The organism is Kitasatospora sp. NPDC004615 (assembly GCF_042873545.1).
In the GTDB taxonomy this organism is placed as follows: domain Bacteria; phylum Actinomycetota; class Actinomycetes; order Streptomycetales; family Streptomycetaceae; genus Kitasatospora.
The window spans coordinates 62351-87156 of sequence record NZ_JBIALQ010000001.1 but is presented as its reverse complement, the minus strand read 5'-3'; the positions used below and the strand labels follow the sequence as shown (position 1 = coordinate 87156).

At 73.1% G+C, this 24806-nt stretch carries 25 protein-coding genes; 15 read left to right on the top strand and 10 right to left on the bottom strand.

What is annotated here, in order from left to right; genetic code table 11:
* Positions 1-15: 15 nt before the first annotated feature.
* Positions 16-1374, bottom strand: coding sequence for an NAD(P)/FAD-dependent oxidoreductase (locus ACFYS8_RS00435; RefSeq protein ID WP_387633770.1), 1359 nt, complete (start codon positions 1372-1374; stop codon positions 16-18).
* A 145-nt stretch (positions 1375-1519) separates the two neighbouring features.
* Here ACFYS8_RS00435 and ACFYS8_RS00430 point away from each other — a divergent pair, with 145 nt between their 5' ends.
* The 4 genes from ACFYS8_RS00430 (at position 1520) to ACFYS8_RS00415 (ending at position 4118) form a co-directional block, all read left to right on the top strand.
* Entirely contained in the window at positions 1520-2275 is a 756-nt protein-coding gene (locus ACFYS8_RS00430) for a HipA family kinase (protein WP_387633768.1), read from the top strand.
* Positions 2272-2661, top strand: coding sequence for a DUF3037 domain-containing protein (locus tag ACFYS8_RS00425; RefSeq protein ID WP_387636758.1), 390 nt, complete (start codon positions 2272-2274; stop codon positions 2659-2661). The genes ACFYS8_RS00430 and ACFYS8_RS00425 overlap by 4 nt, the downstream gene beginning before the upstream one ends.
* Before the next feature lie 84 nt (positions 2662-2745).
* The gene (locus tag ACFYS8_RS00420) at positions 2746-3189 is read left to right on the top strand and encodes a MarR family winged helix-turn-helix transcriptional regulator (RefSeq protein WP_387633766.1); all 444 of its coding nucleotides are present in this window, start codon (positions 2746-2748) and stop codon (positions 3187-3189) included.
* Between the two features lie 11 nt (positions 3190-3200).
* Positions 3201-4118: a DUF2797 domain-containing protein gene (locus ACFYS8_RS00415; RefSeq protein ID WP_387633764.1), complete on the top strand. Its 918-nt coding sequence runs from the start codon at positions 3201-3203 to the stop codon at positions 4116-4118.
* Positions 4119-4120: 2 nt separating this feature from the next.
* Here the strand turns inward: ACFYS8_RS00415 and ACFYS8_RS00410 are convergent, their stop codons facing one another.
* Positions 4121-4477 (bottom strand): DUF6204 family protein, encoded by a 357-nt coding sequence (locus ACFYS8_RS00410; protein ID WP_387633762.1) that lies wholly within the window; start codon positions 4475-4477, stop codon positions 4121-4123.
* Between the two features lie 32 nt (positions 4478-4509).
* Positions 4510-6702, bottom strand: coding sequence for a HelD family protein (locus ACFYS8_RS00405; RefSeq protein WP_387633760.1), 2193 nt, complete (start codon positions 6700-6702; stop codon positions 4510-4512).
* Between the two features lie 130 nt (positions 6703-6832).
* Here ACFYS8_RS00405 and purB point away from each other — a divergent pair, with 130 nt between their 5' ends.
* Both purB and ACFYS8_RS00395 read left to right on the top strand, forming a co-directional pair.
* Positions 6833-8272, top strand: coding sequence for an adenylosuccinate lyase (gene purB / locus ACFYS8_RS00400; RefSeq protein WP_387633758.1), 1440 nt, complete (start codon positions 6833-6835; stop codon positions 8270-8272).
* Between the two features lie 202 nt (positions 8273-8474).
* The gene (locus tag ACFYS8_RS00395) at positions 8475-9128 is read left to right on the top strand and encodes a hypothetical protein (RefSeq protein ID WP_387633756.1); all 654 of its coding nucleotides are present in this window, start codon (positions 8475-8477) and stop codon (positions 9126-9128) included.
* A gap of 20 nt (positions 9129-9148) precedes the next feature.
* On the opposite strand, the gene ACFYS8_RS00390 is transcribed toward ACFYS8_RS00395, so the two are convergent.
* The 3 genes from ACFYS8_RS00390 to ACFYS8_RS00380 all read right to left on the bottom strand — a co-directional run bounded on the left by ACFYS8_RS00390 (position 9149) and on the right by ACFYS8_RS00380 (position 12942).
* Entirely contained in the window at positions 9149-10645 is a 1497-nt protein-coding gene (locus tag ACFYS8_RS00390; RefSeq protein ID WP_387633754.1) for an MFS transporter, read from the bottom strand.
* 251 nt (positions 10646-10896) lie between these two features.
* Entirely contained in the window at positions 10897-11895 is a 999-nt protein-coding gene (locus tag ACFYS8_RS00385; protein WP_387633752.1) for a phosphotransferase, read from the bottom strand.
* Between the two features lie 120 nt (positions 11896-12015).
* Entirely contained in the window at positions 12016-12942 is a 927-nt protein-coding gene (locus ACFYS8_RS00380) for a diiron oxygenase (protein WP_387633750.1), read from the bottom strand.
* Positions 12943-13135: 193 nt separating this feature from the next.
* Between ACFYS8_RS00380 and ACFYS8_RS00375 the strand changes: the two genes are divergently transcribed.
* Both ACFYS8_RS00375 and ACFYS8_RS00370 read left to right on the top strand, forming a co-directional pair.
* Positions 13136-14140, top strand: coding sequence for a PHP domain-containing protein (locus ACFYS8_RS00375; RefSeq protein ID WP_387633748.1), 1005 nt, complete (start codon positions 13136-13138; stop codon positions 14138-14140).
* A 34-nt stretch (positions 14141-14174) separates the two neighbouring features.
* Positions 14175-14861 carry a VOC family protein gene (locus ACFYS8_RS00370; protein WP_387633746.1) on the top strand — a complete coding sequence of 229 codons (687 nt, stop codon included), beginning with the start codon at positions 14175-14177 and terminating at the stop codon, positions 14859-14861.
* Between the two features lie 11 nt (positions 14862-14872).
* Here ACFYS8_RS00370 and ACFYS8_RS00365 read toward each other — a convergent pair whose 3' ends face one another.
* Positions 14873-15673 carry a tyrosine-protein phosphatase gene (locus tag ACFYS8_RS00365; RefSeq protein WP_387633744.1) on the bottom strand — a complete coding sequence of 267 codons (801 nt, stop codon included), beginning with the start codon at positions 15671-15673 and terminating at the stop codon, positions 14873-14875.
* Between the two features lie 286 nt (positions 15674-15959).
* Here ACFYS8_RS00365 and ACFYS8_RS00360 point away from each other — a divergent pair, with 286 nt between their 5' ends.
* Both ACFYS8_RS00360 and ACFYS8_RS00355 read left to right on the top strand, forming a co-directional pair.
* Complete coding sequence (locus tag ACFYS8_RS00360) at positions 15960-16529, top strand: DJ-1/PfpI family protein (protein ID WP_387633742.1); 570 nt, start codon at positions 15960-15962, stop codon at positions 16527-16529.
* 97 nt (positions 16530-16626) lie between these two features.
* Positions 16627-17232 carry a TIGR03086 family metal-binding protein gene (locus ACFYS8_RS00355; protein WP_387633740.1) on the top strand — a complete coding sequence of 202 codons (606 nt, stop codon included), beginning with the start codon at positions 16627-16629 and terminating at the stop codon, positions 17230-17232.
* 17 nt (positions 17233-17249) lie between these two features.
* On the opposite strand, the gene ACFYS8_RS00350 is transcribed toward ACFYS8_RS00355, so the two are convergent.
* Entirely contained in the window at positions 17250-17828 is a 579-nt protein-coding gene (locus ACFYS8_RS00350; protein WP_387633738.1) for a TetR/AcrR family transcriptional regulator, read from the bottom strand.
* A 385-nt stretch (positions 17829-18213) separates the two neighbouring features.
* On the opposite strand from ACFYS8_RS00350, the gene ACFYS8_RS00345 reads away from it, so the two are divergent.
* A complete protein-coding gene (locus ACFYS8_RS00345) occupies positions 18214-19647 on the top strand; it encodes an MFS transporter (RefSeq protein WP_387633736.1) in 1434 nt (477 codons plus the stop codon).
* A gap of 68 nt (positions 19648-19715) precedes the next feature.
* On the opposite strand, the gene ACFYS8_RS00340 is transcribed toward ACFYS8_RS00345, so the two are convergent.
* On the bottom strand, positions 19716-20105 hold the full coding sequence (locus tag ACFYS8_RS00340; RefSeq protein ID WP_387633734.1) for an SCO5389 family protein: 390 nt from the start codon (positions 20103-20105) through the stop codon (positions 19716-19718).
* 218 nt (positions 20106-20323) lie between these two features.
* Here ACFYS8_RS00340 and ACFYS8_RS00335 point away from each other — a divergent pair, with 218 nt between their 5' ends.
* Positions 20324-20593, top strand: coding sequence for a DUF2630 family protein (locus tag ACFYS8_RS00335; protein WP_387633733.1), 270 nt, complete (start codon positions 20324-20326; stop codon positions 20591-20593).
* A gap of 17 nt (positions 20594-20610) precedes the next feature.
* Here ACFYS8_RS00335 and ACFYS8_RS00330 read toward each other — a convergent pair whose 3' ends face one another.
* Positions 20611-21063: a MarR family winged helix-turn-helix transcriptional regulator gene (locus tag ACFYS8_RS00330; protein ID WP_387633731.1), complete on the bottom strand. Its 453-nt coding sequence runs from the start codon at positions 21061-21063 to the stop codon at positions 20611-20613.
* 76 nt (positions 21064-21139) lie between these two features.
* Between ACFYS8_RS00330 and ACFYS8_RS00325 the strand changes: the two genes are divergently transcribed.
* The 3 genes from ACFYS8_RS00325 to ACFYS8_RS00315 all read left to right on the top strand — a co-directional run bounded on the left by ACFYS8_RS00325 (position 21140) and on the right by ACFYS8_RS00315 (position 24774).
* Positions 21140-22219, top strand: a complete 1080-nt coding sequence (locus ACFYS8_RS00325) for a substrate-binding domain-containing protein (RefSeq protein WP_387633729.1) — start codon at positions 21140-21142, stop codon at positions 22217-22219.
* Between the two features lie 129 nt (positions 22220-22348).
* Positions 22349-23758: an APC family permease gene (locus tag ACFYS8_RS00320; RefSeq protein WP_387633727.1), complete on the top strand. Its 1410-nt coding sequence runs from the start codon at positions 22349-22351 to the stop codon at positions 23756-23758.
* Entirely contained in the window at positions 23755-24774 is a 1020-nt protein-coding gene (locus tag ACFYS8_RS00315) for an acetamidase/formamidase family protein (protein ID WP_387633725.1), read from the top strand. The genes ACFYS8_RS00320 and ACFYS8_RS00315 overlap by 4 nt, the downstream gene beginning before the upstream one ends.
* The last annotated feature ends 32 nt before the right edge of the window (positions 24775-24806 follow it).

Below are 24806 nucleotides of genomic sequence, written 5' to 3'. Positions count from 1 at the left end.
CCGCACCGGAAGGCGTCAGCCTTTGGCCAGCAGGGCCTGGGCGTGTTCGCGGACCTGGTCGCGGGAGAGGTAGGCGTCGGTGTACTCGAAGTCGCGCAGCCGGGCGGGCTGGCGGGCCAGGAAGCCGGTGCGGACGAAGTCGTCGCCGGCGGTGGCGTTCAGCAGCCAGTTCGCGCTGGTGCGGTACTTCGCGCTGTTGGTGCGCATCGCCATCACGTGGTAGCCGCGCGCCACCAACTGGGCGGGCAGGCCGTGCAGTTCGACACCCAGCGGCTTGGACACCGCGTCCTTGCCGCCGAGGTCCACCACCAGGCCCAGGTCCTTGTGGAAGTACGGCTGCAGCGGCTGGTTGCGCAGCGCCGCCACCAGGTTGTCCGCGAGCTGCCGGCCCTGCCGCGCCGAGTGCTGCGCGGTCGGCGGGCACACCGCGCCGTCGCCCTTGGCGAGGTCCGGTACCGCGGCGGCGTCACCGAGCGCGAACATGCCCTCGAACTGCGGCACCCGCATCTCCGCCGTCACCGCCAGGCGCCCGCGCACCGTCTCCGCGTCCAGCGTGCCGATCAGCGGCGACGCGGCCACGCCCGCCGTCCAGATCAGCGTCCGACACGGCAGGGTGCGGCCGTCGGTGAACTTCACCGTCTCCGCGCCGACCTCCGCGACCGACACACCCAGTGAGACGTCCACGCCGCGGCGGGTGAGGATCTCCATCGCGGTCTGGCCGAGCTTGTCGCCCAGCTCCGGCATCAGCTTCGGCGCGATGTCGATCAGATGCCACTTGATCAGGTCCGGGTCCAGCCGCGGGTAGCGCTTGATGGCCGCCGTGGTCAGCCGCTGCAGGCAGGCCGCCGTCTCGGTGCCCGCGTACCCGCCGCCGACCACCACGAACTGGAGGCGCGAGGCCCGCTCGTTCTCGTCCATCGACGCGGACGCCAGGTCGAGCTGGGCGATCACGTGGTCGCGGATGTACGTGGCCTCGGCGAGCGTCTTCATGCCGCGCGCGTAGTCCGGCAGGCCGGGGATGTCGAAGGTCCGGGTGACGCTGCCCGGCGACAGCACCAGGTAGTCGTACTTCTCCGCCACCACCTCGTCGGTGATCTTGCGGACCACCGCGACCCGGGAACGCGGATCGATGCCGATCGCCCCGCCCGGGACTATGTGGGTGCGCCGCAGTGAGCGCCGCAGCGAGATCGCCACCGACTGCGGGGTCAGCACCCCGGCCGCGACATGCGGAAGCAGCGGCAGGTACAGCTGGTAACTGAACGGCGTGACGAGCGAGATCTCCGCCTCGGAAGGGGCGAGCTTGCGCTCCAGACGGCGCGCGCACTCCAGCCCGGCGAAGCCGCCGCCGACGATCAGGATCCGAGGTCGTTCCATCGTTCATCCCCTGGGTTTGCGGGTCCGTGACTGACTAAGGACGACTGTTGGCCACACTCGCACGGGGCAACGGCGGGTGCATCTCCAACCGGTCGCGGCCCCCTGCCCGGCCGGAGCCGCCCGTGAGGGCCGCTAGGCTGTCGGGATGCTCTCCGAGGTGACGGCCGTCCGCTACGCGACGCCGCTGCGCGAAGGCGGTTCGATGCCCGGCCTGATCGAGGCCGACGACCGCCGGATGTACGTGCTGAAATGGGTCGGTGCGGCCCAGGGCCGCAAGGCGCTGGTGGCCGAAGTGCTGGCCGGCGAACTGGGCCGCGGGCTCGGCCTGCCGGTACCGGAACTCGCCCTGGTCGACCTCGACCCGGTGCTCGCCCGCAGCGAGCCCGAGGTGCAGATCCAGGACCAGATGCGGGCCAGCGGCGGCGCCAACCTCGGCATGGCGTTCGTGTCCGGGGCGCTCAACTTCGACCCGCTGTGCTTCGAGACCGACACCGACACCGCCGCCCGGGTGCTCTGGTTCGACGCCCTGATCGGCAACGTCGACCGGTCCTGGCGCAACCCCAACCTGCTGGTCGCCACCGGCGGCCTGCGGCTCATCGACCACGGCGCCAGCCTGATCTTCCACCACAGCTGGTCGCGCGCCGAGGCCTGGCGCCGCAAGCCGTACGACGCCTCCGACCACGCCCTGCGGCACGCCGTCGGCCACCTGCCGAAGGTCGACGCCGAACTCGCCGCCCTCGCCGAGACCGCGCTGCCCGCCGCCGTCGCCGCGATCCCCGACGTGTGGCTCACCGACGAACCCGGCTTCGACACCCCCGACGACGTCCGCGCCGCCTACACCGCGCAGCTCACCGCCCGCCTCGCCGGGCCCCGCGACTGGCTCCCGGAGGTGGACGCCTGATGGACCAGCACCCCAAGGACTACGAGTACGCGCTGATCCGCGCCGTCCCCCGGGTCGAACGCGGCGAGTGCGTCAACATCGGCGTCCTGCTGTACTGCCGCGACTCCGGCTACCTCGGCGCCCGCACCCACCTCGACCAGGGCCGGCTGCTCGCCCTCGACGCCGTCGCCGACGTGGCCGGCGTGCGGCGCGCCCTGCGCGGCATCGAAGCGATCTGCGCGGGCGGCGAAGCCGCCGGACCGGCCGCCGCCGACAGCCCCGGACAGCGCTTCCGCTGGCTCACCGCCCCGCGCAGCGCCGTCGTCCAGCCCGGCCCCGTGCACACCGGCCTGACCACCGACCCGGCCGCGGAACTCCACCATCTGTTCGACCGTCTGGTCCTCTGACCGCCTGCCTCGCTTCCGGACCTCCCGACTACTTGCCTCGTTCAATACTTGAGGCACTGAAACGATGGGCGTACCCTGACCGCCATGGGCAGCACCACAGGCACCGGCACCGCCGCACCCACCACCCCCGAACTCATGGAGCAGGTCGCCGCGGTCGGCGCGGCCTACTTCCAGGACTTCGCCGCCGCCGCGGCCCGCCACGGGCTCAACTCCTCGCAGGCCAAAGCACTCAAAGCCGTCCTCGAACCCGTCCCGATGCGCGCCCTCGCCGGACGCCTCGGCTGCGACGCCTCCAACGTCACCGGCATCGTCGACCGCCTCGAAGCACTCGGCCTGGCCCGCCGCGAAGCCGCCGCCGCCGACCGCCGCGTCAAGATCGTCACCATCACCGACGACGGCCGCGCCGTCCTCGACCGGATCCGCGACGACATGACCCGCGCCCGCCACGCCTTCGACAGCCTCGACGCCGAGCAGCGCACCGCCCTGTCCCGGCTCTGCCAACAGGTCCTGCCCCTGCTGCGCCCCTGACTGTCCGTCGCATGCCCTACGCTCACCGGATGCACCAGGCGAACGGATGGACCTCCACCGGCCTTCGCTGGCACGACGGCGCACCCCGCCTCACCGCCACCGACGGCCGCACCAGCCACACCCGGCCGCTCACCGACGGCCTCCCCGTCGCCTGGCGGATCGCCGGCCCCCGCCAATGCACCGGCGCCACCACCGCCCGCGGCCACCGCCCGTGCCCGCACCACGCGCACATCGAACCCGACGGCACCACCACCCAGTGCCCCAGCTGCCAGAGCGCCGACCGCGGCCTGCAACTCGCCCGCGACCGCATCCTCGACGACGGCCGCACCTACCGGCTCTACCTCGCCTGGTTCGGCCCCGGCCTGCTCAAGATCGGCCTCACCGCCGAAGAACGCGGCACCGTCCGGCTGCTCGAACAGGCCGCCCTCACCTGGACGTTCCTCGCCCGCGGACCGCTGCCCGCCGTCCGCCGCGCCGAACTCGCCGTCGCCCACGCCAAACTGGCCCGCGAACGGATCCCCGCCGCCGCCAAGTACCCCGCCTGGTGGACGCTGCCCACCCCCGCCGACCGGCACGCCGAACTCACCGCCGGCCGCACCCGCGCCCACCAACTCCTGGCCGAGCACCCCGTCACCCTGCTGCCCGACCATCCCGTCACCGACCAGGTCGAGCTGTACGGCCTTACCGCCGGCGCCCCCGAGCAGTACCAGCAGGTCAAAGCACTCAGCGACGGCGCCCGCCTGACCGGACGACTGCGCCGCCCGATCGGCGGCCACCTCTTCCTCGACCCGCCGGCCGGCCCCCCGCTGCTCCTCGACACCCGCCTGCTCACCGGCTGGACCCTGCACGCCGAGGCCGCCGACAGCTGCGACGGCCTCACCCTGCTGCCCCGGGCCCGCCCCGCCGCCGAGCAGGACACGCTGTTCTGACGTCAGCTCTTCTTTCGGGCCTCCTGCTTGCCCCGGGCGCCCACCGCCGCCAAGGACATGTCCTGCGCCTGCGACTTCAGGTTCTTGTAGCCGTACCCCCGGTCCGTCAGCCACAGCTCCGCCGCCGTCTCGGCCCGCACCGAGGCCGCCACGATGTCCTCCTCCGCCTCCCCGTACTCCAGGAACCGGAAGGTGAAGAACGGACGCGCCGACAGGTCGTACGTCAGATGCCCCTCGTCGGTGAACTTCGCCTGCAGCACGTCGTGTTCGGCCGCCGCGGCGGTCAGCTCGGCGTGCTGCTCGGGCGTGAGGGCGTCGAAGGAACCGCGCACCATGATCCGGAACGTACGAGTCGTCATGGCGGGACCCTAACCCGCCCGGCCTGTCCCGATCACCCCATTTCCGCCCGGCCGGTGTTCGAGAAGGCCGCCCGCAGCGGCTCCGGCAGCGGGCCGTGGTGGGCGACGGTCAGCCGGCGGGTGGCCCGGGTCAGCGCCACGTACAGGTCGTGGCCGCCGCGCGGGGACTGCGCCAGGATCGCCGCCGGATCGGCCACCACCACCGCGTCGAACTCAAGTCCCTTGCACTGCACGGCAGTCAGCGCCCCCAGATGCGCCAGCTCGGCCAGCCGCCGGTCCGGCACCACCAGACCCGTGGTGCCCGGCCCGTCCTGCGCCAGCAGGGCCGGCAGCTGAGCCCGGTAGTCCTCGACCGGCACGGCCCGCGGCGCCTCGCCGTCCGCCCGCACCGACTCCGGGGCCCGCGCCGCCGGATCGACCGCCGCCAGCACCGCCGCGGCCACCGCCATGATCGGGGCCGGGGTGCGGTAGTTGACGTTCAACCGCTCCTCCCGCCAGCGGGTGCCCAGGTAGCGGCCCAGCATCTGCTGCCAGTCGTGCGCGCCCGCCGCCGAGGAGGTCTGCGCCAGATCGCCGACCACCGTCAGCGAACGGGTCGGGATCCGCCGCATCACCATCCGCCAGGCCAGCGCCGACAACTCCTGCGCCTCGTCCACCACCACATGCCCGAACGTCCACTCCCGGTCCGCCGCGGCCCGCTCCGCCGTCGAGCGGTACGGCCCCGCGTCGGCATGCCGCTCGGCCAGTGCCGCCGCGTCCAACTCGCCCTCCTGGTCGGTCACTTGCAGTACCCCGCGGGCGTACGCCTCGGCGTCGGCCCGGGCCCGGCCCTGCTCGGCGGCGGCCCGGCGCTGCTCCGCGCCGTCGCTGCCGAGCAGTTCGGCGGCCTCGTCCAGCAGCGGGACGTCCTCCACCGTCCACGGCGCGCCGGGCGCCCGGCGCAGGGCGGTGCGCTCGGCGGGGGAGAGGGACGGGGCGAGGCGCTCCGGGTCGGCGAGCAGCGACTCGACCAGCCGGTGCGGGGTCAGCAGTGGCCACAGCGCGTCCAGGGCGGCCCGGACCTCCGGCTCGGCCCACAGTTCGCCGGGCGCGTACCGGGCCTCCTCCTCGTCCCACGGGCGGCCGATCGCGTCGGCGCGGGTGCGGGCCAGGCCGTTCAGGGCGGCGCGCAGGAACTCGGCGCGGGCCGCGTTGTGCGGCAGCCGCAGGCCGCGGGCGTGCTCCCGGGCCGCGGCCAGCAGCCGGCGGGGGAGCGGCAGGTCGAGCGCCTCGATCCGGCCGTCCCCGGCGGGCAGCCGCTGGTGCAGGCGCACCGCCTCGGCGAGGACGTCCGCCATCTTCGGCGAACCCTTCAGGAAAGCGGTTTCCGGTTGGTCCGCGTCAACCGCGCGCACCCCCGGGAACAGCTCGCCGAGGGTGCGCAGCAGCACCTCCGTCTCACCGAGCGAGGGCAGCACCTGCTCGATGTAGCGCAGGAACGCCCGGTTCGGGCCGATCACCAGCACGCCGCGCCGCTCCAGCACCTCCCGGTGGATGTACAGCAGGTACGCGGCCCGGTGCAGCGCGGCCACCGTCTTGCCGGTGCCGGGACCGCCGTGCACCACCACCGCGCCGTGCAGCCCCGAGCGGATCACCCGGTCCTGCTCGGCCTGGATGGTCGCCACCACCTCGCGCATCCGCCCCGTCCGGGCCCGGCGCAGCTCGGCCAGCAGCGCCGCCTCGCCGACCAGGGTGCGCCGGCCGTCGTCCCCGAGCGCGTCCAGGTCGAACGCCTCGTCGTCCAGGCCGACCACCTCCCGCCGGTGGGTGCGCAGATGACGGCGGCGCAGCAGGCCGGCCGGGTCGGCGGCGCTCGCGGTGTAGAACGGGCGGGCGGCCGGGGCCCGCCAGTCCAGCAGCAGTGGTTCGAACTCCTCGTCCAGCAGGCCGATCCGGCCGAGGTGGCGGACCGTGCCGTCGAGGCCGTCGATCCGGCCGAAGCACAGGCCGCGCTCGACGGCCGTCAGCCGGGCCAGCCGGCGGGTGCGTTCGGCGAGCACCACCTCCTGCTCCAGCCGGGCCTGCCGGGTACCGCCCGGTCCGGTGTGCTCGGCGCCGGCCTGCTCGAGGGCGGTGCGGGCCTGCTCGCGCAGGATGTCGAGGCGGGCGTACAGCTCCGTCAACCGGCGTTGCTCGGTGCGGAGTTCGGCCGTGAGGACGGCGTCGCTTGCCATCTGTTCGGTCAACGTGATATCCTTGCACTGAGGGAGTTTTTTAGTCGAGCGTCAATCCGGTGATAACCGGCCATGCTACCCGGCCGTCCGTCCACCCGTACACCGGATGCGCTGCACGACCTCCTGACCTCGACTGTTAGGCTTGCGAAGCGTGAGCGCGAAGCCCAAGATCCCCAATGTCCTGGCCTCCCGGTACGCCTCGGCGACCCTGGCCCAGCTGTGGTCCCCCGAGCACAAGGTGGTCCTCGAGCGCCACCTGTGGCTGGCCGTCCTGAAGGCCCAGCAGGACCTCGGCATCGAGGTGCCGGCCACCGCGATCGCCGACTACGAGCGCGTCGTCGACCAGGTCGACCTGGCGTCCATCGCCGCCCGCGAGAAGGTCACCCGGCACGACGTGAAGGCCCGCATCGAGGAGTTCTCCGAACTCGCCGGGCACGAGCAGATCCACAAGGGCATGACCTCGCGTGACCTCACCGAGAACGTCGAGCAGCTGCAGATCCGCCAGTCGCTGGAGCACGTCCGCGACCGCACCGTCGCCGTCCTGGTCCGCCTCGGCCGCCTCTCCGCCCAGTACGGCGAGCTCGTGATGGCCGGCCGTTCGCACAACGTCGCCGCCCAGGCCACCACCCTCGGCAAGCGCTTCGCGACCGCCGCGGACGAGGTCCTGGTCGCCTTCGCCCGCCTCGAAGAGCTGATCGCCCGCTACCCGCTGCGCGGCGTCAAGGGCCCCGTCGGCACCTCCCAGGACATGCTCGACCTGCTCGGCGGCGACGCCGACAAGCTCGCCGAGCTGGAGCGCCGGGTCGCCGGCCACCTCGGCTTCGACAACGTCTTCACCTCGGTCGGCCAGGTCTACCCGCGCTCGCTCGACTACGACGTGGTCTCCACCCTGGTCCAGCTCTCCGCCGGCCCGTCCAGCATCGCCAAGACCATCCGCCTGATGGCCGGCCACGAGCTGGTCACCGAGGGCTTCAAGGCCGGCCAGGTCGGCTCCTCGGCGATGCCGCACAAGATGAACACCCGCTCCTGCGAGCGCGTCAACGGCCTCGCCGTCATCCTGCGCGGCTACGCCTCGATGACCGCCGAGCTCGGCGGCGACCAGTGGAACGAGGGCGACGTCTCCTGCTCCGTGGTCCGCCGGGTCGCGCTGCCGGACGCGTTCTTCGCCTTCGACGGCCTGCTGGAGACCTTCCTCACCGTCCTCGACGAGTTCGGCGCCTTCCCCGCCGTCATCGAGGCCGAACTCGACCGCTACCTGCCGTTCCTGGCCACCACCAAGGTCCTGATGGCGGCCGTCCGGGCCGGCGTCGGCCGGGAGACCGCGCACGAGGTCATCAAGGAGCACGCCGTCGCCGCCGCGCTGGCGATGCGCGAGGGCGCCCGCGAGAACACCCTGGTGCCGGCGCTCGCCGCCGACACCCGGATCCCGCTCGACCACGACGCGATCGACGCACTCCTCGCCGACCGCCTCTCCTTCACCGGCGCCGCCGCCGCCCAGGTCGGCGAACTCGTCCGCCGCATCGAGGCCGTGGCCGCCGCCCACCCGGAGGCCGCCAAGTACGCGCCGGGCGACATTCTCTGACGCTGCCGCCCCGCCGCCTTCGCGAAGCCCCGGAGGGCCCTGCACCCGCAGGTGCTCTTCGGGGCTTCGGCGCGTGCGACGACCGGGCGGCACGCCGCTGACCAGGCCCGCGCACGCCGAACGTGAGTCAGGCGTGAGCGGGGGCTGCGAGCGTGGTGCCCACCGGCGCCGATCGGCGCGGGCCGGCAGAGAAGAGGAGTTCATGAGGGCACGAACGGCGAAGACCGGAGCGGCTGCGCTGCTGCTCGCCGGCGGCATCACGCTGGCGACGGCCTCGCCCAGCGCCGCCTACACGGGACGGGCGACGCACTACCCCGTGGGTCTCGGTGCTTGTGGCCAGTCATCGGTGCCGGGCGACCTGGTGGTGGCACTGAGCCCCGCCGAGTTCGGCAACGGATACTCGACGCCGCACTGCTTCCAGTCGGTCCGGATCCAGCACGGCGGGACGTCGATCGTCGCGACCGTCCTCGACCGCGGGCCCGCCGGCATGCCGCTCCACGACCTCGATCTGTCGCTCGGGGCTTTCGTGGCGCTCGGCGGTGACCCCAAGGGCGGCCCCATCGACGTCAGCTGGGGGTACGTCGAGACCTCACCGGGCCCGGGGCCGACGACGACGCCTCCGGGGCCGGGACCCATCGGCACGACCATGCCGGCTCCCAGCGGCACCACGAAGGCGCCCACGCCCACCGGAACACCGGTCACGCAGAAGCCCGCGCCCACCGGGGTACCGATCAAGCCCCCCGTCCACCCCGATCCGACGACGACGGCACCGCAACAGCCGACCGGAGTGCCGACCCCCGGGCCGACGGGGCCCCACACGATGCCGATTCCCACCGTGACCGCCGTCCTGAAGTAACGGCCTCGGGCGACGCGCCGTCAGGCCTCCTCGTGGTTCGGATGGATCGGCGGGGAGGTCGGGGAGCAGTACCAGTCGCAGTCGGGCTCGGCGACGGGGTGGGGCGGGGCGAGGGCGTCGGAGCGGATGGTGGTGAAGGCGATCGCGGCGCCGGCGGCGAGCAGCCCCGCGCAGATCAGCATGGACGTCCGGAAAGCGCTGTCCACCTCGGACGGGATCCGGTACGCCTCACCGCTCAGACCGGCCAGTGGCGGGATCGCCGCGACGGCGAACAGGCCCGCGGCGCGGGCGGCCGCGTTGTTCACGCCGGACGCGATGCCCGCGCGGCGGACGTCGACGGCGGCGAGGACGGTCGCGGTGAGCGGGGCGACCAGTAGGGTCATGCCCGCGCCCTGGACGGTCACGGCGGGCAGCACGTCCAGCCAGTAGTTCGCGTTCGGGCCGATCCGCAGCATCAGCAGCACGCCGCACGCCACCAGCAGCGGGCCCGCGGTGAGCGGGATCCGCGGCCCGACCGCACGGCCGAACTGGCCCGCCCGCCCCGAGAACAGCAGCATCAGCACCGTGATCGGGACCAGCGCCACCCCCGACAGCAGCGGCGTGAACCCGGCGACGATCTGCAACTGCACCGTCAGCAGCAGGAACACCCCGCTGAACGCCGCGTACACGCACAGCGTGACCAGGTTGACCACCGTGAACAGCCGGGACCGGAACAGGGACAGCGGCAGCATCGGATTCGCCGAACGGTGCTCGACCAGAATGAACGCGGCGGCCAGCGCGAGACCCGCCAGCCCCGCGAGGGCCGCCGCCGGCGTCAGACCGGAACCCGCCTCCGTCAACGCGTACGTGATCCCCGCCAGGGAGAGCGCCGCGAGCAGCGCACCCAGCACGTCGAACCGGCCCTGCTCGTCCGGGTCGCGGGTCTCCGGGACATGGCGCACCGTCACCGCCACCACGACCGCCGCCAGCGGCAGATTGAGCAGGAAGATCCACCGCCAGCCCGGGCCGTCCACCAGCCAGCCACCGAGGAACGGCCCGACCGCCGCCGCGACGCCGCCGAAACCCGACCACGCGCCCACCGCACCCGCCCGGTCGTCCTCGTGGAACACCGCCTGAAGCATCGCCAGCGAACCCGGCGTCAACAGCGCGCCACCAATGCCCTGCAACGCCCGGGCCAGGATCAGCACCTCCACCGTCGGTGCCGCCGCGCACCCCGCGGAGGCCAGCGCGAACCAGCACACCCCGATCAGGAACACCCGGCGCCGGCCGAAACGGTCACCGAGCGAACCGCCCAGCAGGATCAGCGCGGCGAGCGTCAGCATGTAGGCGTTGATCGTCCACTGGAGCGAGGCGAGACTCGCCCCCAGATCCTCACCGATCCGCGGCAGCGCGACGTTCACCACCGTGCCGTCCAGCAACGCCATCCCGGACCCGAGCGCCGTCGCCGCGACGACCCACCGCCCACGCCCAGTCCCCAGCCGAATCCCGCCGGCCACACCCGCCGCATCGTCGCTCACGCAACGAATCCTCCGCCAGGACCCGCGCCGGGACCAGCCCACCGCACCCTGCGGGTTGCCGACCGGCGGGGGCGCGGTGCGGGCGGTCGGGGGATGGGGGAGTGCGCTGCGCGCGGCTGGTGGGGCGGAGGAGGATTGCCCTGCGGGCGGCCGTGGGTGGAGGTTGCGGTGTGGGTGGCCGGAGGGAGGTGGAGTGGGGGCGGATGCCCTGCGGGCGGCCGGGGCGGGCGGAGGGAGGACTCGCGGCCGACTCAGGCCCGGTAGGCGAGCGCCTTCCGCAGGTGGTAGTCCGCCACGTCGAGCATCCACTGCCGGTTCGGGAAGTCGCCGTCGGCGATGCGCAGCGGGCCGCCGACCAGGTCCAGGTGCATGACGTACTGGTAGTAAGTCATGCGCCGCGGGTCGAGGTCCGGGTTGCGGAGCGCCTCGTAGTGCGGGCCGAAACGCATCCGCATCCAGCAGTGCTCCACCTCGATGTCGGTGTACATCAGGCCCTCGATGTCGATGAGGACGGGTTCCCCGTCCGGCCCGACGAGCGTGTGTTCCGCGCACAGTTCGCCGTGGACCACGCCGAACTCCGCACGCGGCTCGAGTGCCGCGTGCAGGACGCGGAGCTTCTCCGTCAGCACGGCCTCGCCCTCGGCCGCGCGGACGTCACGGGACACGGCGGTGGCGATGTTCACCAGCGCCCGCTCGAAGTACGTCTGCTCGCAGCTCCCGTCCGGCGGTGCGCCCCCGCCGTCGATCCACGCCACCCGCCCGAAGGCCGGCGCACGGTGGGCGTGCATGCGCCGCAGCATGTCGGAGAGCTGGGCGAGCGTGCGTCGGCCGGCGTCCGGATCGCGTTCCAGCAGGGCCTCCAGCGTTCCGCCGCGGATGTCCTCCGCGACGGCGATGTCGGCCGGGTACAGGTTCTTGCTGCGATCGGCGAGCATCAGTCGCGGCGAACGGGCTCCGACCGCCTCCAGCCGGCGGGTGGCACCCTCGAGGAAGTCGAGACCGGAGGCGTGGGCGAACGGGTTCGACGGGTCGTCGTGGCCGTCCGGGAGCAGCCCGTCCCAGAAGTCCTCGTCAGCGTTCCAGACATAGACGACCGTGCTCGTGGCGTCGTCCAGCATGACCCGGTAGACGCCCTTCTTGCTTCCCTTGAGCAGCCGGTCGACTCCGGTGACGCGGCGGTCGGTACCGAAGACCTCCCGTATCACTGGGGTCAGCGATTCGGCGTCGGCGAACTTTCGCGCGGCAGTCATTCCCGCTCCCCCTCCGGAGTGCCCGCATCGATCCGCGGCCGGCTGTCTCCTGCCGCCGTGGGCACAGACGCACCAGCATAGAGATCTCCTGCTCGGGCAGGCGGAGGGCCGTGGACAGGGTCAGGGGAGCAGCGACCCGCGGCGCCACGCGCGGGCCGTCGCCGGGGTGACGATGCCGAGGTCGGCGAAGAAGTCGAGGGCCTTGCGGGACCAGTCGATGCGGGCCTGGCGCCAGTGCGGGTTGGTGGCGGCGGCGCGGCGGGCCTCGATGGGGTCGAGGCCGGCGAGGGTGTAGACGCGGGGGTGGACGATCTCGGCGACGGACTGGCGGGCCAGGGTCGCGAGGGCACGGCGGAAGACGGCGCGGCGGGCGGGGTGCATCCGGGCCCAGCGGCGTTCGAGTTCGGGCTTGGCGTAGCCGATGTGCCGGGCTTCCTCGACGACGTGTATGCGGGCGACCGAGCGGGCCAGCGGCTGCAGGCTCTCGTCGCGGATCATCTCCCGCTGCATCGCGTCCGTGAACTCCTCGACGAAGATCGCCCCGGCGAAGGTCATCGTGGTGTCGTTGAGCAGGAAGTGCAGCCGCCCGAGCCGGTCCGCGCGCTTGGTGGGGCGGGCGGACGGGTAGCCGGTCGCGGTGATGTAGCGGGCGAACATGGTGGAGTGCCGGCACTCGTCGGCGACCTCGGTCAGCGCGTACTGGGCGTGGCCGGTGGTCAGGTCGTTCTCGTAGACGTGGCGGATCAGACCTTCCATCAGGACCAGTTCGAACCAGATGCCGGCCGCCGTGGTGGACGCGAACTGGTGGACGCTCAGCTGCGCCCGCTGCCGTTCGTCGAGGCGTTCCCAGAGCGGGGTGCCGTACAGGGCGACGCGGTGGGCGGGCAGCGCGTAGTGGTCGGGGTCGACGGGGGCGGTCCAGTCGATCTCGGTGAGCGGGTCGAAGGAGTGCTTGGCGGAGGCGCGCAGCAGGCGGGCGGCGTTGAGTTCGCGGTCGGCGTTGCGCTGCTGGGCGATGGTTCCGGTGGGGGCCGTGGTGTCGGGCATGGGCGGGCTCCGGAGGTCGCGGGGGCAGGGGCTCCAGGAGGAGTAAACCAATGAGACAGAGTGTCAACAAGGGTTTCACGCAGATCACCGGCGCCCCGGTCGTCCATTCGTGCCGTCGCTGCCGCCGCTGCCGTCGCTGCCGTCCGGCTGCGGCCCGCATGCGACCCCCTGCGGCCCCGCGCAGACTGGCCGCATGGATCCGGTCACCGCCCTGGAACGCATCGCCTTCCTGCTGGAACGTGAACTCGCCTCCCCGTACCGGGTCAAGGCGTTCCGCACCGCCGCCGAAGCCGCCACCGGGCTGCCCGCCGGGCCGGTCGACGTCGCCACCGCCGAGCGCCTCCCGGGCGTCGGGCCCGTCACCGCCCGGGTGATCGCCGACGCGACGGCGGGACGCACCCCGCAGTACCTGCTGGAGGCCGAGGCCCGGGCCGCCGCCGGGCCCGCGCCGTCCACGGCCGGGCTCCGGCTGCGCGAGAAGCTCCAGGGCGACTGCCACCTGCACTCGGACTGGTCCGACGGAGGCGCCCCGATCGAACTGATGGCGCGCACCGCCCGTGCCCTCGGCCACCGCTGGGCCGTGCTCACCGACCACTCGCCGCGCCTGACGGTCGCCAATGGTCTGAGCGCCGAGCGGCTGCGCGAACAGCTCGACGTGATCGAGGACCTGAACGGCCGGCTCACCCCGTTCCGGCTGCTCTCTGGCATCGAGTGCGACATCCTCGACGACGGCTCGCTCGACCAGGACGAGGAACTGCTCGGCCGGCTGGACGTGGTGGTCGCCTCGGTGCACTCCAAGCTGCGGATGGACAGCGCCGCGATGACCCGTCGGATGCTGGCGGCCGTCCGTAACCCGCTGGTCGACGTGCTCGGCCACTGCACCGGGCGGCGGCTCGGCGGAAAGCCGCGCCCGCAGTCCGAGTTCGACGCGGAGGCGGTCTTCACCGCCTGCCGGGAGCACGACACCGCCGTGGAGATCAACTGCCGCCCCGACCGCCTGGACCCGCCGGACGACCTGCTGACCCTCGCCGTCGACCTCGGCTGCCTGTTCACCATCGACACCGACGCGCACGCCCCCGGCCAGCTCGACTGGCAGATCACCGGCTGCGAACGCGCCGCCGCGCTGGGCCTGGACGCCGAGCGGATCCTCACCGCCTGGTCGGTCGACCACCTGCTGGCCTGGACCGCGGCCCGCTGATCACGCTGTCGGACTCCGGCGCTACCCTGCCCGGATGACTGATGATCAGCTTCAGGTGGGGACCGACAGCAGGATCCGGCCGTTGGCGTTCCACGCCGCGCCCGGCACGGAGGACTGGCGGGTCCTGGGCGAGGGGGCGTGCACGTTCTTCCGCACCGGCTCCTTCGCCGACGGCGCCCGGCTGGTGGCCGCGATCGCCACCGCCGTGGACGGCTTCGGCGCGCCGGACATCGACCTGCGGCCCGAGGGCGTCACCGTCCGGCTGATCGCCGCCACCGACGAGCTCTACGGGCTGACGGAGCGCCACATCGAGCTGGCCCGGCGGATCTCCGCGGCCGCCCGCGCGTTCGGCGCGGTCGCCGAACCGCACGCGGTGCAGACCGTGCAGGTCACCCTGGACGCCCTCGAAATGCCCACCGTGGTCGCCTTCTGGCGCGCGCTGCTCGGCTACCGCGACCGGGCCGGCAGCCCCGAGGACCTGATCGACCCGGCCCGCCGCGGCGCGCCGTTCTACTTCCAGCAGATGGACGAGCCCCGGCCGCAGCGCAACCGGGTGCACGTGGACGTGTGGGTGCCGTACGACGTCGCGGAGCAGCGGGTCGCCGCCGCGATCGCCGCCGGCGGCCGGGTGGTGACGGACGAGCACGCCCCGGCCCTGTGGGTGCTGGCCGACCCCGAGGGCAACGAGGCCTGCGTCGGCGCGGCCGGCGCGGCGGGCTGACGCCGGTCCGGTCAGGACGTTTGGACCAGGCGGCCGCGGAGGCTCTCCAGGGTCTCGTCCTTGAGGCCGAGGGCGGCCCGGGCGTAGCTCTCCGGGTCGCCCCAGTGGTCGGCGAGGGTGTCCAGGGAGGCGGCCAGGTACTCGGCGCGGACCGAGAGGATCGCGTCGGCGATCTCCGGGTCGCCGCCCCCGGCGAGGAAACGTTCCAGCACAGGGGCGTACCGGACGTGCACCGCAGGATCGACCGACAGGTACTCGGTGCGGACGGTCTCCTCGTCCGCGCCGAGCAGCAGCAGGATCAGCGCGGCGCCCCAGCCGGTGCGGTCCTTGCCCGCCGTGCAGTGGAACAGCACCGGGCCGCCGCCCTGGTGCGCGAGGGCGGTGAGCAGCTGCTTGTACGCGCGCCGGGCGGCGGCGGAGGTGACGAAGGCGCGGTAGTCCTCGGTCAGGGCGAGCGCGGCACGGCCGCCGCCGAGGGTGCGGTTGGCGCCGGCCGGGTCCTCCAGCGCGGCGGTCAGCGCGGTCGCCACGCCGTTGCCCGCCCGGTCGGCGAGCACATCGGCGACCAGCAGGTGCGCCCCGCCGGGCACCCGGTCCGGGTAGGCGGTGCGCTCGGCGCCGCTGCGCAGGTCGATCACGGTGCGCACGCCGAGCGCCTCGAACATCGGGTCGCCGGACGGGTCGAGCCGGTCCAACTGGCCGGAGCGCAGCGCGAGTCCGGAGCGGACCCGGGCGCCGCCGGGCAGGTCGATGCCGCCGAGATCGCGCAGGTTGGCGACGGTGGCGGAGTCAACGATGTGCGAGTGCTGCATGGCGACCTCCCTGCCGGCGGACCTGCGGTGGCGGGGCCCGACGGCATCGCGAACGTCGCCCTGAGACCGGCCCCGTCAGCACGCTAGGCGGGCCCCGGGCGGGTCGCCCCCGGAGTACCCCCTGCCGGGCGGGACGCTGCATCGAGCGGCGGAGCGCACGCCCCGACCGCGCGCCGTGTGCTGCGCGCGCCCCATTGCCTGACGGCGCGTCAGCGGGCAGGGTGGGCAGCGCGGGCCCCGCCGGGGTGGGCGGTGTGCCGGACGCGCGGAGGGACGGGAGCCCCGAATGGCAGCGAAAATCCTGATCATCACCGGCGACGCGGCCGAGTCGCTGGAGGTGTTCTACCCCTACCAGCGGCTGCTGGAGGAGGGGTACGAGGTGCACATCGCCGCGCCCACCCGGAAGACCCTGCAGTTCGTGGTGCACGACTTCGTCGAGGGCTTCGACACCTACACCGAGAAGGCCGGCTACACCTGGCCCGCCGACCTGGCGTTCGACGAGGTGGACCCGGCGCAGTACGTGGCGCTGGTGCTGCCCGGCGGCCGGGCGCCCGAGTACCTGCGCAACAACCCGGAGGTGCAGCGGATCGTCGCGCACTTCGTCGCCGACGACAAGCCGCTCGCGCAGATCTGCCACGGCCCGCTGATCACCCTGCGGACGGGTTCGATGGCCGGCCGCCGCACCGCCGCGTACCCGGCGCTGGAGCCGGACGTGGCCGCCGGCGGGGCGAGCTTCGTGGACGGGGACGCGGTGGTGGACGGCACCGTGGTCTCCGCCCGCGCCTGGCCGGACCACCCGGCGTGGATGCGCGCGTTCGTGGAGCTGCTGCGCGAGAAGGCCCCGGTCGAGGAGTAGGCCGGCCTGGACGAGTGGTCCGGGGCCGGGGAGCGGTCCGTCCGGGCCACGGGGTGTCGCCTTGCCCGGGAGGCGCGGGCGGGCAAGCGTGGGGCCCATGGCGACACACCTCGACGGCCAGGCCCTGCTCGCGCTGCACGCCCAGGCCCTGGACCACTTCGGCCGGCTGGTCCGCGCCGTGCCCGACGACCGCTGGCAGGCCCCCACCCCGTGCACCGACTGGACGGTCCGTCAGCTGGTCGGGCATCTCACCTACGAACAGCTGTGGGTGCCCGACCTGCTCGACGGAGCGACCGTCGCCGAGGTCGGCGACCGCTACGACGGGGAGATGCTCGGCGACGACCCGGTGGCGGCGTGGACGGCCGCCGCCGACGCCGCCCGGGCCGCGTTCGCCGCGCCGGGCGCGCTGCGGCGCACCGTCCACCTCTCCTACGGGCAGCGGCGGGCGGCCGGGTACGCCCGGGAGATGACGGTGGACGCGATCGTGCACGGCTGGGACCTGGCCACCGGGATCGGCGCGGACGCCCGGATGGATCCGGCGGCGGTGAGCTTCGGACTGGCCGAAGTCGCCCCGCACGCAGGAGCGTTGGCGGCCTCGGGCCTGTTCGCGGACGTGGTGCCGGTGGCGGCCGACGCCGATCCGCAGACCAGGCTGCTGGCTCTGGTGGGCCGGGACGCCGCGAACCCGTTCGGGAGCGGCTGATCGTTGAACGGGAGGTGTCAGGGGCGGGGGCGGATGCCGTCCAGGGCGATGGCGAGGACCTTGGCGCGCTGCTTGTCGTCCGGGAAGGCGACGGAGGCGATGCCGGAGACCAGTCGGAGCAGGTCGTCCATGTTCATGTCGGTGCGCACGCTGCCGTCCTGCTGGGCGCGTTCCAGCAGGGGGGTGCCGGCGTCGTACATGGAGAGGCGGCAGGCGAGGAAGACGGCGGACTCCTCGCCCTGGAGGGCCTCGCGGATGGCGCGCTTGGTCATCGCGTAGTCGACGAAGCGGCGCAGCCAGGTGACCAGGGCGTCCCAGGACGGCCGGTCGGCCAGGCCGGTGGCGACCCGGGCGAGGTCCTCGACCTCGTTGGCGTAGACGGCCTCGAAGAGGTGCCGGCGGGTGGGGAAGTTGCGGTACAGGGTGCCGATGCCGACGCCGGCCCGGCGGGCGATGTCCTCCAGGGAGGCGTCGGCGCCGTGTTCGGCGAAGGCCTCGCGGGCGGCGGTGAGCAGCGCGTCGAAGTTGCGCGCGGCGTCGGCGCGGCGCGGGCGCCGGGCAGCGAGGAACTCGCCGACGGAGATCGGTTCGGACACGGTGACCTCGTTTCGACACATCCGGATTGAACCGGAGGCTCACCTCCGCTAATCTGGAGGCATGCCTCGACTTTAGCACCGGGGCCCTGGCTTCGGCCTGTCGCCCGTCGGCGACGGGCTCTCCGCAGCACCCGCGCCGCCCCGTGCCGGCGCCCTGTGCCGGCACCGCTGCCGTCAAACAGGGTTGACCGCACCGGCATCGCGGTCGTCAATCCGAACTGACGGAACGTGCACCGCTGTCGTCAATTCTGTTTGACCGTACCGGCATTGACCCGCCGTCCGTTTCTGCTCCGCACCACCGCCCGTTCGGGCGTCTGCCTGCCAGTTGTGCGCCGTGGCGCGCCGTTGTTCCCGTGCGCCGCGACCCGAGTCCCGAGAGGGTTCGATGAATCGCCAGTCCCACCGCGTCACCTTCGGCGTGCTCGCCGTCGGAGCGGGCGTGTTCGCGCTGCTCCAGTCGCTGATCACGCCGGCCCTGCCGATCGTTCAGGAGGCGATGCACACCTCGCAGTCCACCGTCACCTGGGTGATGACCGCCTACCTGCTGTCCGCGTCCGTGTTCACCCCGATCCTCGGCCGGGTCGGCGACCTGGTGGGCAAGAAGCGCACCCTGGTCGCGGCGCTGGTCGCGCTGCTGACCGGCTGCCTGGTCGCCGCGCTCGCCCCCAACATCACCGTGCTGCTGATCGCGCGCGTTCTCCAGGGCATCGCGGGTGCGCTGTTCCCGCTGTCCTTCGGCATCATTCGCGACGAGTTCCCCGCCGGGCGGGTGCCTACCGGCATCAGCAACCTGTCCGCCGTGATCGCCGTCGGCAGCGGCCTCGGCATGGTGCTGGCCGGCCCGATCGTCGGCGCGCTGGACTACCGCTGGCTGTTCTGGCTCCCCGTCATCGTGGTCGCCGCCACCGTGCTGCTCGCCTGGCGCTACGTCCCCGAGTCGCCGACCCGCAGCGAGGGCGGCGTCGACTGGACCTCCTCCGTGCTGCTCTCCGGCTGGCTGGTGGCGCTGCTGCTGCCGGTCAGTCAGGCCGCCCAGTGGGGTTGGGGATCGGCCCGGGTGCTCGGCCTGCTGGCCGCCGCCGTCGTGCTGTTCGCGCTCTGGGTGCTCAGCGAGGCCCGCTCGCGCAACCCGCTGATCGACCTGCGGGTGATCCGGCTGCACGCCGTGTGGACCACCAACACCGCGGCCCTGCTGTTCGGCGGCGGCATGTACGCCGTGTGGGCGTTCCTGCCCGGCTTCGTCCAGACCCCCACGAGCGCGGGCTACGGCTTCGGCTCCACCGTCACCGGCGCCGGCCTGCTGATGCTGCCGATGGTCGGCGCGATGTTCGTCTCCGGCATCCTCGGCGGGCGCCTGGCCGGCCGTTTTCCCGCCAAGGCGCAGCTGGTCACCGGCGCGCTGCTGGGTGCCGTGGCCTGCGCGCTGCTCGCCGCCCGGCACCAGACGCCGGCGGACGTCGCCGTCGCGGCCGGGGTGTTCGGGCTCGGCATCGGCCTGGCGTTCGCCTCGATGAGCAACCTGATCGTGCAGAGCGTCTCGCCCGCCCAGACCGGCGCCGCCACCGGCATGAACGCCAACATCCGCACCATCGGCGGCTCGATGGGTGCCGCGCTGATGACCGGCCTGGTCACCGGCCACCTCCAGCCCTCCGGCCGCCCGATGGAGTCCGGCTACACCCACGGCTTCGCGCTGCTCGCGGCGTTCTGCCTGGCCGCGGCGCTCGCCGCACTGCTGGTGCCGTCCCGTCGCACCCGGCCGGTACCCGCGCCGGTGGAGCCCGCGGCCGCCCAGCGGGACACCGAAGTAACCCTCGGCTGAGCCGAGTTGGATGCGCTGAACCCGCCGCCTCGGTGCAGTCGCCGGGGCGGCGGGTGCTCGGCGTGCGGTCAGCAGTCGCGCAACTCCGGGGACTGGTTCAGCAGTTGGGCCCGGATGGAGGTGAACTTCCGGTAGGCGTCGGTGTGTTCGGTGTGCGGGTGGAAGACCGCCAGGCGGTGGCAGTTCTGGAAGGCCAGCTTCACCGAGAAGTGCCGCTCCAGCGCCCCGCGGATCGAGTCGCTGGCCAGCGCGCGCAGCAGCTGGGCGCGTTCGGCGTCGGTCGGGGCGACCGTGTTGTCCGCGAACTCGGCGTCGCTGGTGGCGAGTTCGGCCGTCAGGTCGTTGACCAGCCGGTACGCGTAGGGCAGCGAGGTGCGGACGGTGGCGAGGAAGTCGGCGTCGGCGACCTCGTCGCGCTCGGCCAGGGTGAGCAGGGAGGGGGAGACGTCCAGCGACATGGGGTGGCCTTTCGGGGGCGGAATGGAAGCGGATTGGAAGTGGAAGTCGTTTTCAATAAGTGATCCTGGCAAGCCCTCTGACGCCCTGTCAATTGCGCTCCCCCTTTCGGGTCAACCCGCCGCGCCGCGAAGGGCCCGCCGCCCCGATCGGCCCTGGTGGCGGGCCGCATTCCGGCTTCCTAGAGTGAGGAACAGGGCGGACCGTGAGGAGGCCTCCGATGGACGAGCAGGGCAAGGGCGGCGCCACCGACCGCCGCATCCTGGACCGGATCAGCGCCATGGTCGACGCGGAACGGAAACTGCGCGCCGCGCTCTCCGAAGGCCGCATCGACCAGTCCACCGAACAGCGCGAACTCAAGGACCTGGAAGAACAGCTCGACCAGTGCTGGGACCTGCTGCGCCAGCGCCGGGCCCGCACCGACGCCGGCGACGACCCGAACCAGGCCGGCGTCCGCAGCGTCGAGGAGATCGAACGCTACGAGTCGTAGCCGCGGGCTGCCCGGTGTCAGATCGACGCGAGGCGGGTGAGCGGCGCCGTGGGGTCGGGGAGGCCGCAGGCGGCGCGGACGGCGGCGTCGTGGGCGGCCGCGAGGGCGTCGAGGCGGGTCAGGCGGGTGCGGCCCTGGCGGGAGAGGTGGGCGGTGATCCGGCGGCGGTCCTGGTCGTCCTGGCGCCGGTAGACCAGCCCGGCATCCGCGAGGGCGTCCACCAGGCGGCTCAGGCTGGCCTGCGGAATCAGCAGCGCCTGCGCCAACTCGCCCATGGATCGGCCCTCGCCGTCCGCGAGCGCCCGCAGCACCCGCCACTGGTCGACCGTGCAGTCCTCCTCGGCGAGCGCCGTCGCCAGCCCTGAGGTGAGCCGGCGGTGGGCGAGCGCCACGAGCTCCACCAGCAGCGGCGGCGAGCCCGCCGGACCGGGCGCGGCGGTGGTGTGCGCGGCAGCGCTCCTCATGGCCATCCGACCCTCCCGTTCCGAGGTCCCCCCGAGCCTCGCGGGCTTTCCCGGGGCCGACATCCCGACCATACTCGCACTGGTGACGCTGGATGCCAGGCTGGTCGACCCGCTCGACGCGCTCCACCTCCCCAGGGAGGACGGCGCGTTCCGGGTGGGCCTCGTCGTGCCGCAGTCCGGCCCGCTCGGACTGACCGGCCCGTCCGCACTCGACGGCGCCCTGCTCGCCGCGCACGAGATCAACGCCCGCGGCGGCATCCTCGGCCGCCCCCTCGACCTCGTCCTGGTCGACGGCGGCGGCGCACCCCACCCCGTGGCCGCCCAAGTCCGCCGGCTGCTCGACGCCGGCGCCCTCGACGCCCTGGCCGGCTGCCACACCAGCGACGTCCACCGCGCCGTCGAAACCGTCGCCGCCGGACGCATCGCCTACATCTACACCCCGCCGCACGAAGGCGGCACCCGCCGCCCCGGCGTCCTGTGCACCGGCACCGACCCGACCGGTCAACTCGCCGGGGCAGTAGGTATTTTGACGGAGCGTCATCGACTGCGCCGCTGGGCGCTGATCGGCAACGACTACATCTGGCCGCGCTCCGTCCACCGCGCCGCCGCCACCCTCGCCACCCGCGCCGGAGCCAGGATCGTGCTGGAGCGCCGCGTCCCGTTCGGGGCCGTCCAACCGGCCGTCGAACCACTGCTCGACGCGCTGCGCACGGCCCGCGCCGACGCCCTGCTGCTCAGCCTGATCGGCCGCGACCTGGTGCACTTCAACCGCGCGCTGCGCCGCAGCGGACTCGACCGCCGAATCGTCCGGCTGTCCGGGGCGCTGGAGGAGAACGGACTGCTCGCTCTCGGCGGTGACGACACCGGGACGCTGTACGCCGCCATGCCGTCCTTCGCCACCCTCGCCGAGGAGCCCCGGCAGCTGCTCGGCGAGCGGCACCGGGCGCTGTGCGGGCCGTGGGCGCCCGTGCTGGACGCGTACGCGGTCGGGCTCTACGACGGCCTGCAGCTGCTCGCGGCGCTCGCGCACCGTCACGCCCTGGAGCCGCACGGGCTGACCCGGGCGGCCGGCCGACTGCTGGGCGGGGCGCGGCGCGCCGTGCACCTGGCCCGGGCCGAGGGGGCCGGTTTCGCCGTCCTGTCGCCGCGTCAAGGCAGCTGACCTGCGAAGACCGCTGAGCGCCCGCTTTCTCAGTCGGTGGAACGCCCTCGCAAAACCCTTCCATATGGAAATACTTCGCTCTACAGTCTCCCCCACACACCCGCAGGGTCGTCACGGAGAGAGAGCACCATGGCCGACACACCCGCGCACCAAGGCATCGAGAGCTACGGCTACCAACAGGAGCTGCGCCGGTCCCTGACCTTCACCGACCTGCTCGTCTACGGTCTGGTCTTCATGGTGCCGATCGCCCCCTTCGGCATCTTCGGCGGCGTTTTCCAGGGCTCCGGCGGTATGGTCGCCCTGGCCTACGTCCTCGGCATGGTGGCGATGATGTTCACCGCCCTGTCGTACGCCCAGATGTCCCGGGCGTTCCCGATGGCCGGCTCGGTCTACACCTACGCCGGGCGCGGCATCGGCGCACCGGTCGGGTTCCTGTCCGGCTGGATGATCCTGCTGGACTACGTGCTGGTGCCGGGCCTGCTCTACCTGATCGCCGGCGTCGCGATGAACTCGCTGGTGCCGTCCGTCCCGGTCTGGCTGTGGCTGGTCGGCTTCGTGCTGCTCAACACCGTCGTCAACTACCTGGGCATCGAGACCACCGCCAAGGTCAACAAGGCGGTGCTGATCGGCGAACTCGTCGTGCTCGCGGTGTTCCTGGTGGTCGGCGTGATCGCGCTGGCGAACGGCAAGGGCCGCGGCTTCGACTTCACGCCGCTGTACAACTCGCACCACTTCTCGTGGCACCTGGCCTTCGGCGCGGTCTCGATCGCCGTGCTCAGCTTCCTCGGCTTCGACGGCATCTCCACCCTCTCGGAGGAGAACCGCGACTCCACCAAGGCGATCGGCCGGTCGATGGTGGCCGCGCTGCTGCTCGCGGGCACACTGTTCATCGTGCAGACCTGGGTGGCCTCGCTGCTGGTCGCCGACCCGGACGCGCTGATCGCCGACGGAGACCCGAACGGCACCGCCTTCTACGACGCCGCCCGCGCCGCCGGCGGCGGCGGCTGGCTGGCCACCCTGACCGCCGCGTCCACCGCCGTGGCCTGGGGCTTCGCCAACTCCCTGGTCGCGCAGGCGGCCACCTCGCGGCTGCTGTTCGCGATGGCCCGCGACCGCCAACTGCCCCGATTCCTCGCCAAGATCCACCCCACCCGCCGGGTGCCCGTCAACGCCACCCTGCTGACCGCCGGCATCTCGCTGGTGCTCGGCCTGTACATGGCCTCGCGCGAGGACGGCATCACCCTGCTCAGCACCCTGGTCAACTTCGGTGCGCTGACCACCTTCCTGGTGCTGCACGTCGCCGTCGTCGTCCATTACCTGATCCGCAAGCGCAGCAAGGACTACTGGCGCCACCTGATCGCCCCGCTGCTCGGCTTCGCGATCCTCGCCTACGTCGTCGTCAACGCCAACATCGCGGCCCAACGGCTCGGCTTCGTCTGGCTGTTGATCGGCGGGATCGTGCTGGCCGGACTGATGCTGACCGGCCGCAAGCCCCGACTGGCCGTCGCCGACACCACCTCCGAGGAGACCGACAAGTGACCCTGCCCGAGATCGTCCAGCTGACCCCCGCGCCGGAGGACTGGGCCTACACCTTCGGCGGACGCGCCCCGCTGACCACCGTTCAGCCCGGCAGCATCGTCGAGTTGACCACCGAGGACTGCTTCGGTGGCAAGGTGCGCGGCACCGGCGACCTGCCCAGCCAGGTCTGCGTCTTCCCGTACCTCAACCCCGTCACCGGCCCGATCGCCGTCGCCGGGGCCGAACCCGGGGACGTCCTCGCGGTGCACTTCGTGGAGATCACCCCCGCCCGGGACTACGGCATCTCCAGCACCTTCCCGCACTTCGGGGCGCTCACCGCCACCCACCAGACCGCGATGCTGCACCCCGCGCTGGAGGAACGGGTCTGGATCTACGACCTGGACGTCGCGGCCGGCCTGTGCCACTTCCGGGCCCGGGGCAGCGACTTCACCGTCGCGCTGCCGCTCGACCCGATGCACGGCACCGTCGGCGTCGCCCCCGCCGCCGGCGAGGTGCTGGCCTCGATCACCCCCGGCGCGCACGGCGGCAACCTGGACACCCCCGAGATGCGGGCCGGCACCACCGCCTACTTCGGCGTCAACGTCGACGGCGGCCTGCTCGCCATCGGCGATGGCCACGCCCGCCAGGGCGAGGGCGAGGTGTGCGGCACCGCCGTCGAGGCCGCGATGCGCACCACCGTGATCGTCGACCTGATCAAGGGCGGCGGACCGGCCTGGCCCCGCTTGGAGAACGACGACCACCTGATCAGCACCGGCTCCGCCCGCCCGCTGGAGGACGCCTTCCGGATCAGCCAGCACGACCTGGTCGGCTGGACCGGCGAACTCCTCGGCCTTGAGCAGCTCGACGCGTACCAGCTGGTCAGCCAGGCCGGACTGGCGCCGGCCGCGAACGTCTGCGACACCAACTACACGATGGTCGCCAAGCTGCCGAAGTCCGTCCTCGGCCGGGCCCGCGCGTACGACGGCCTGCACGAGCGGCTGCGCGCGACCGCGGCGGCGTACCTGCGGCACCGGTAGGTCTTTTCAACGCGGCCCCGGCGCCTGCGTGT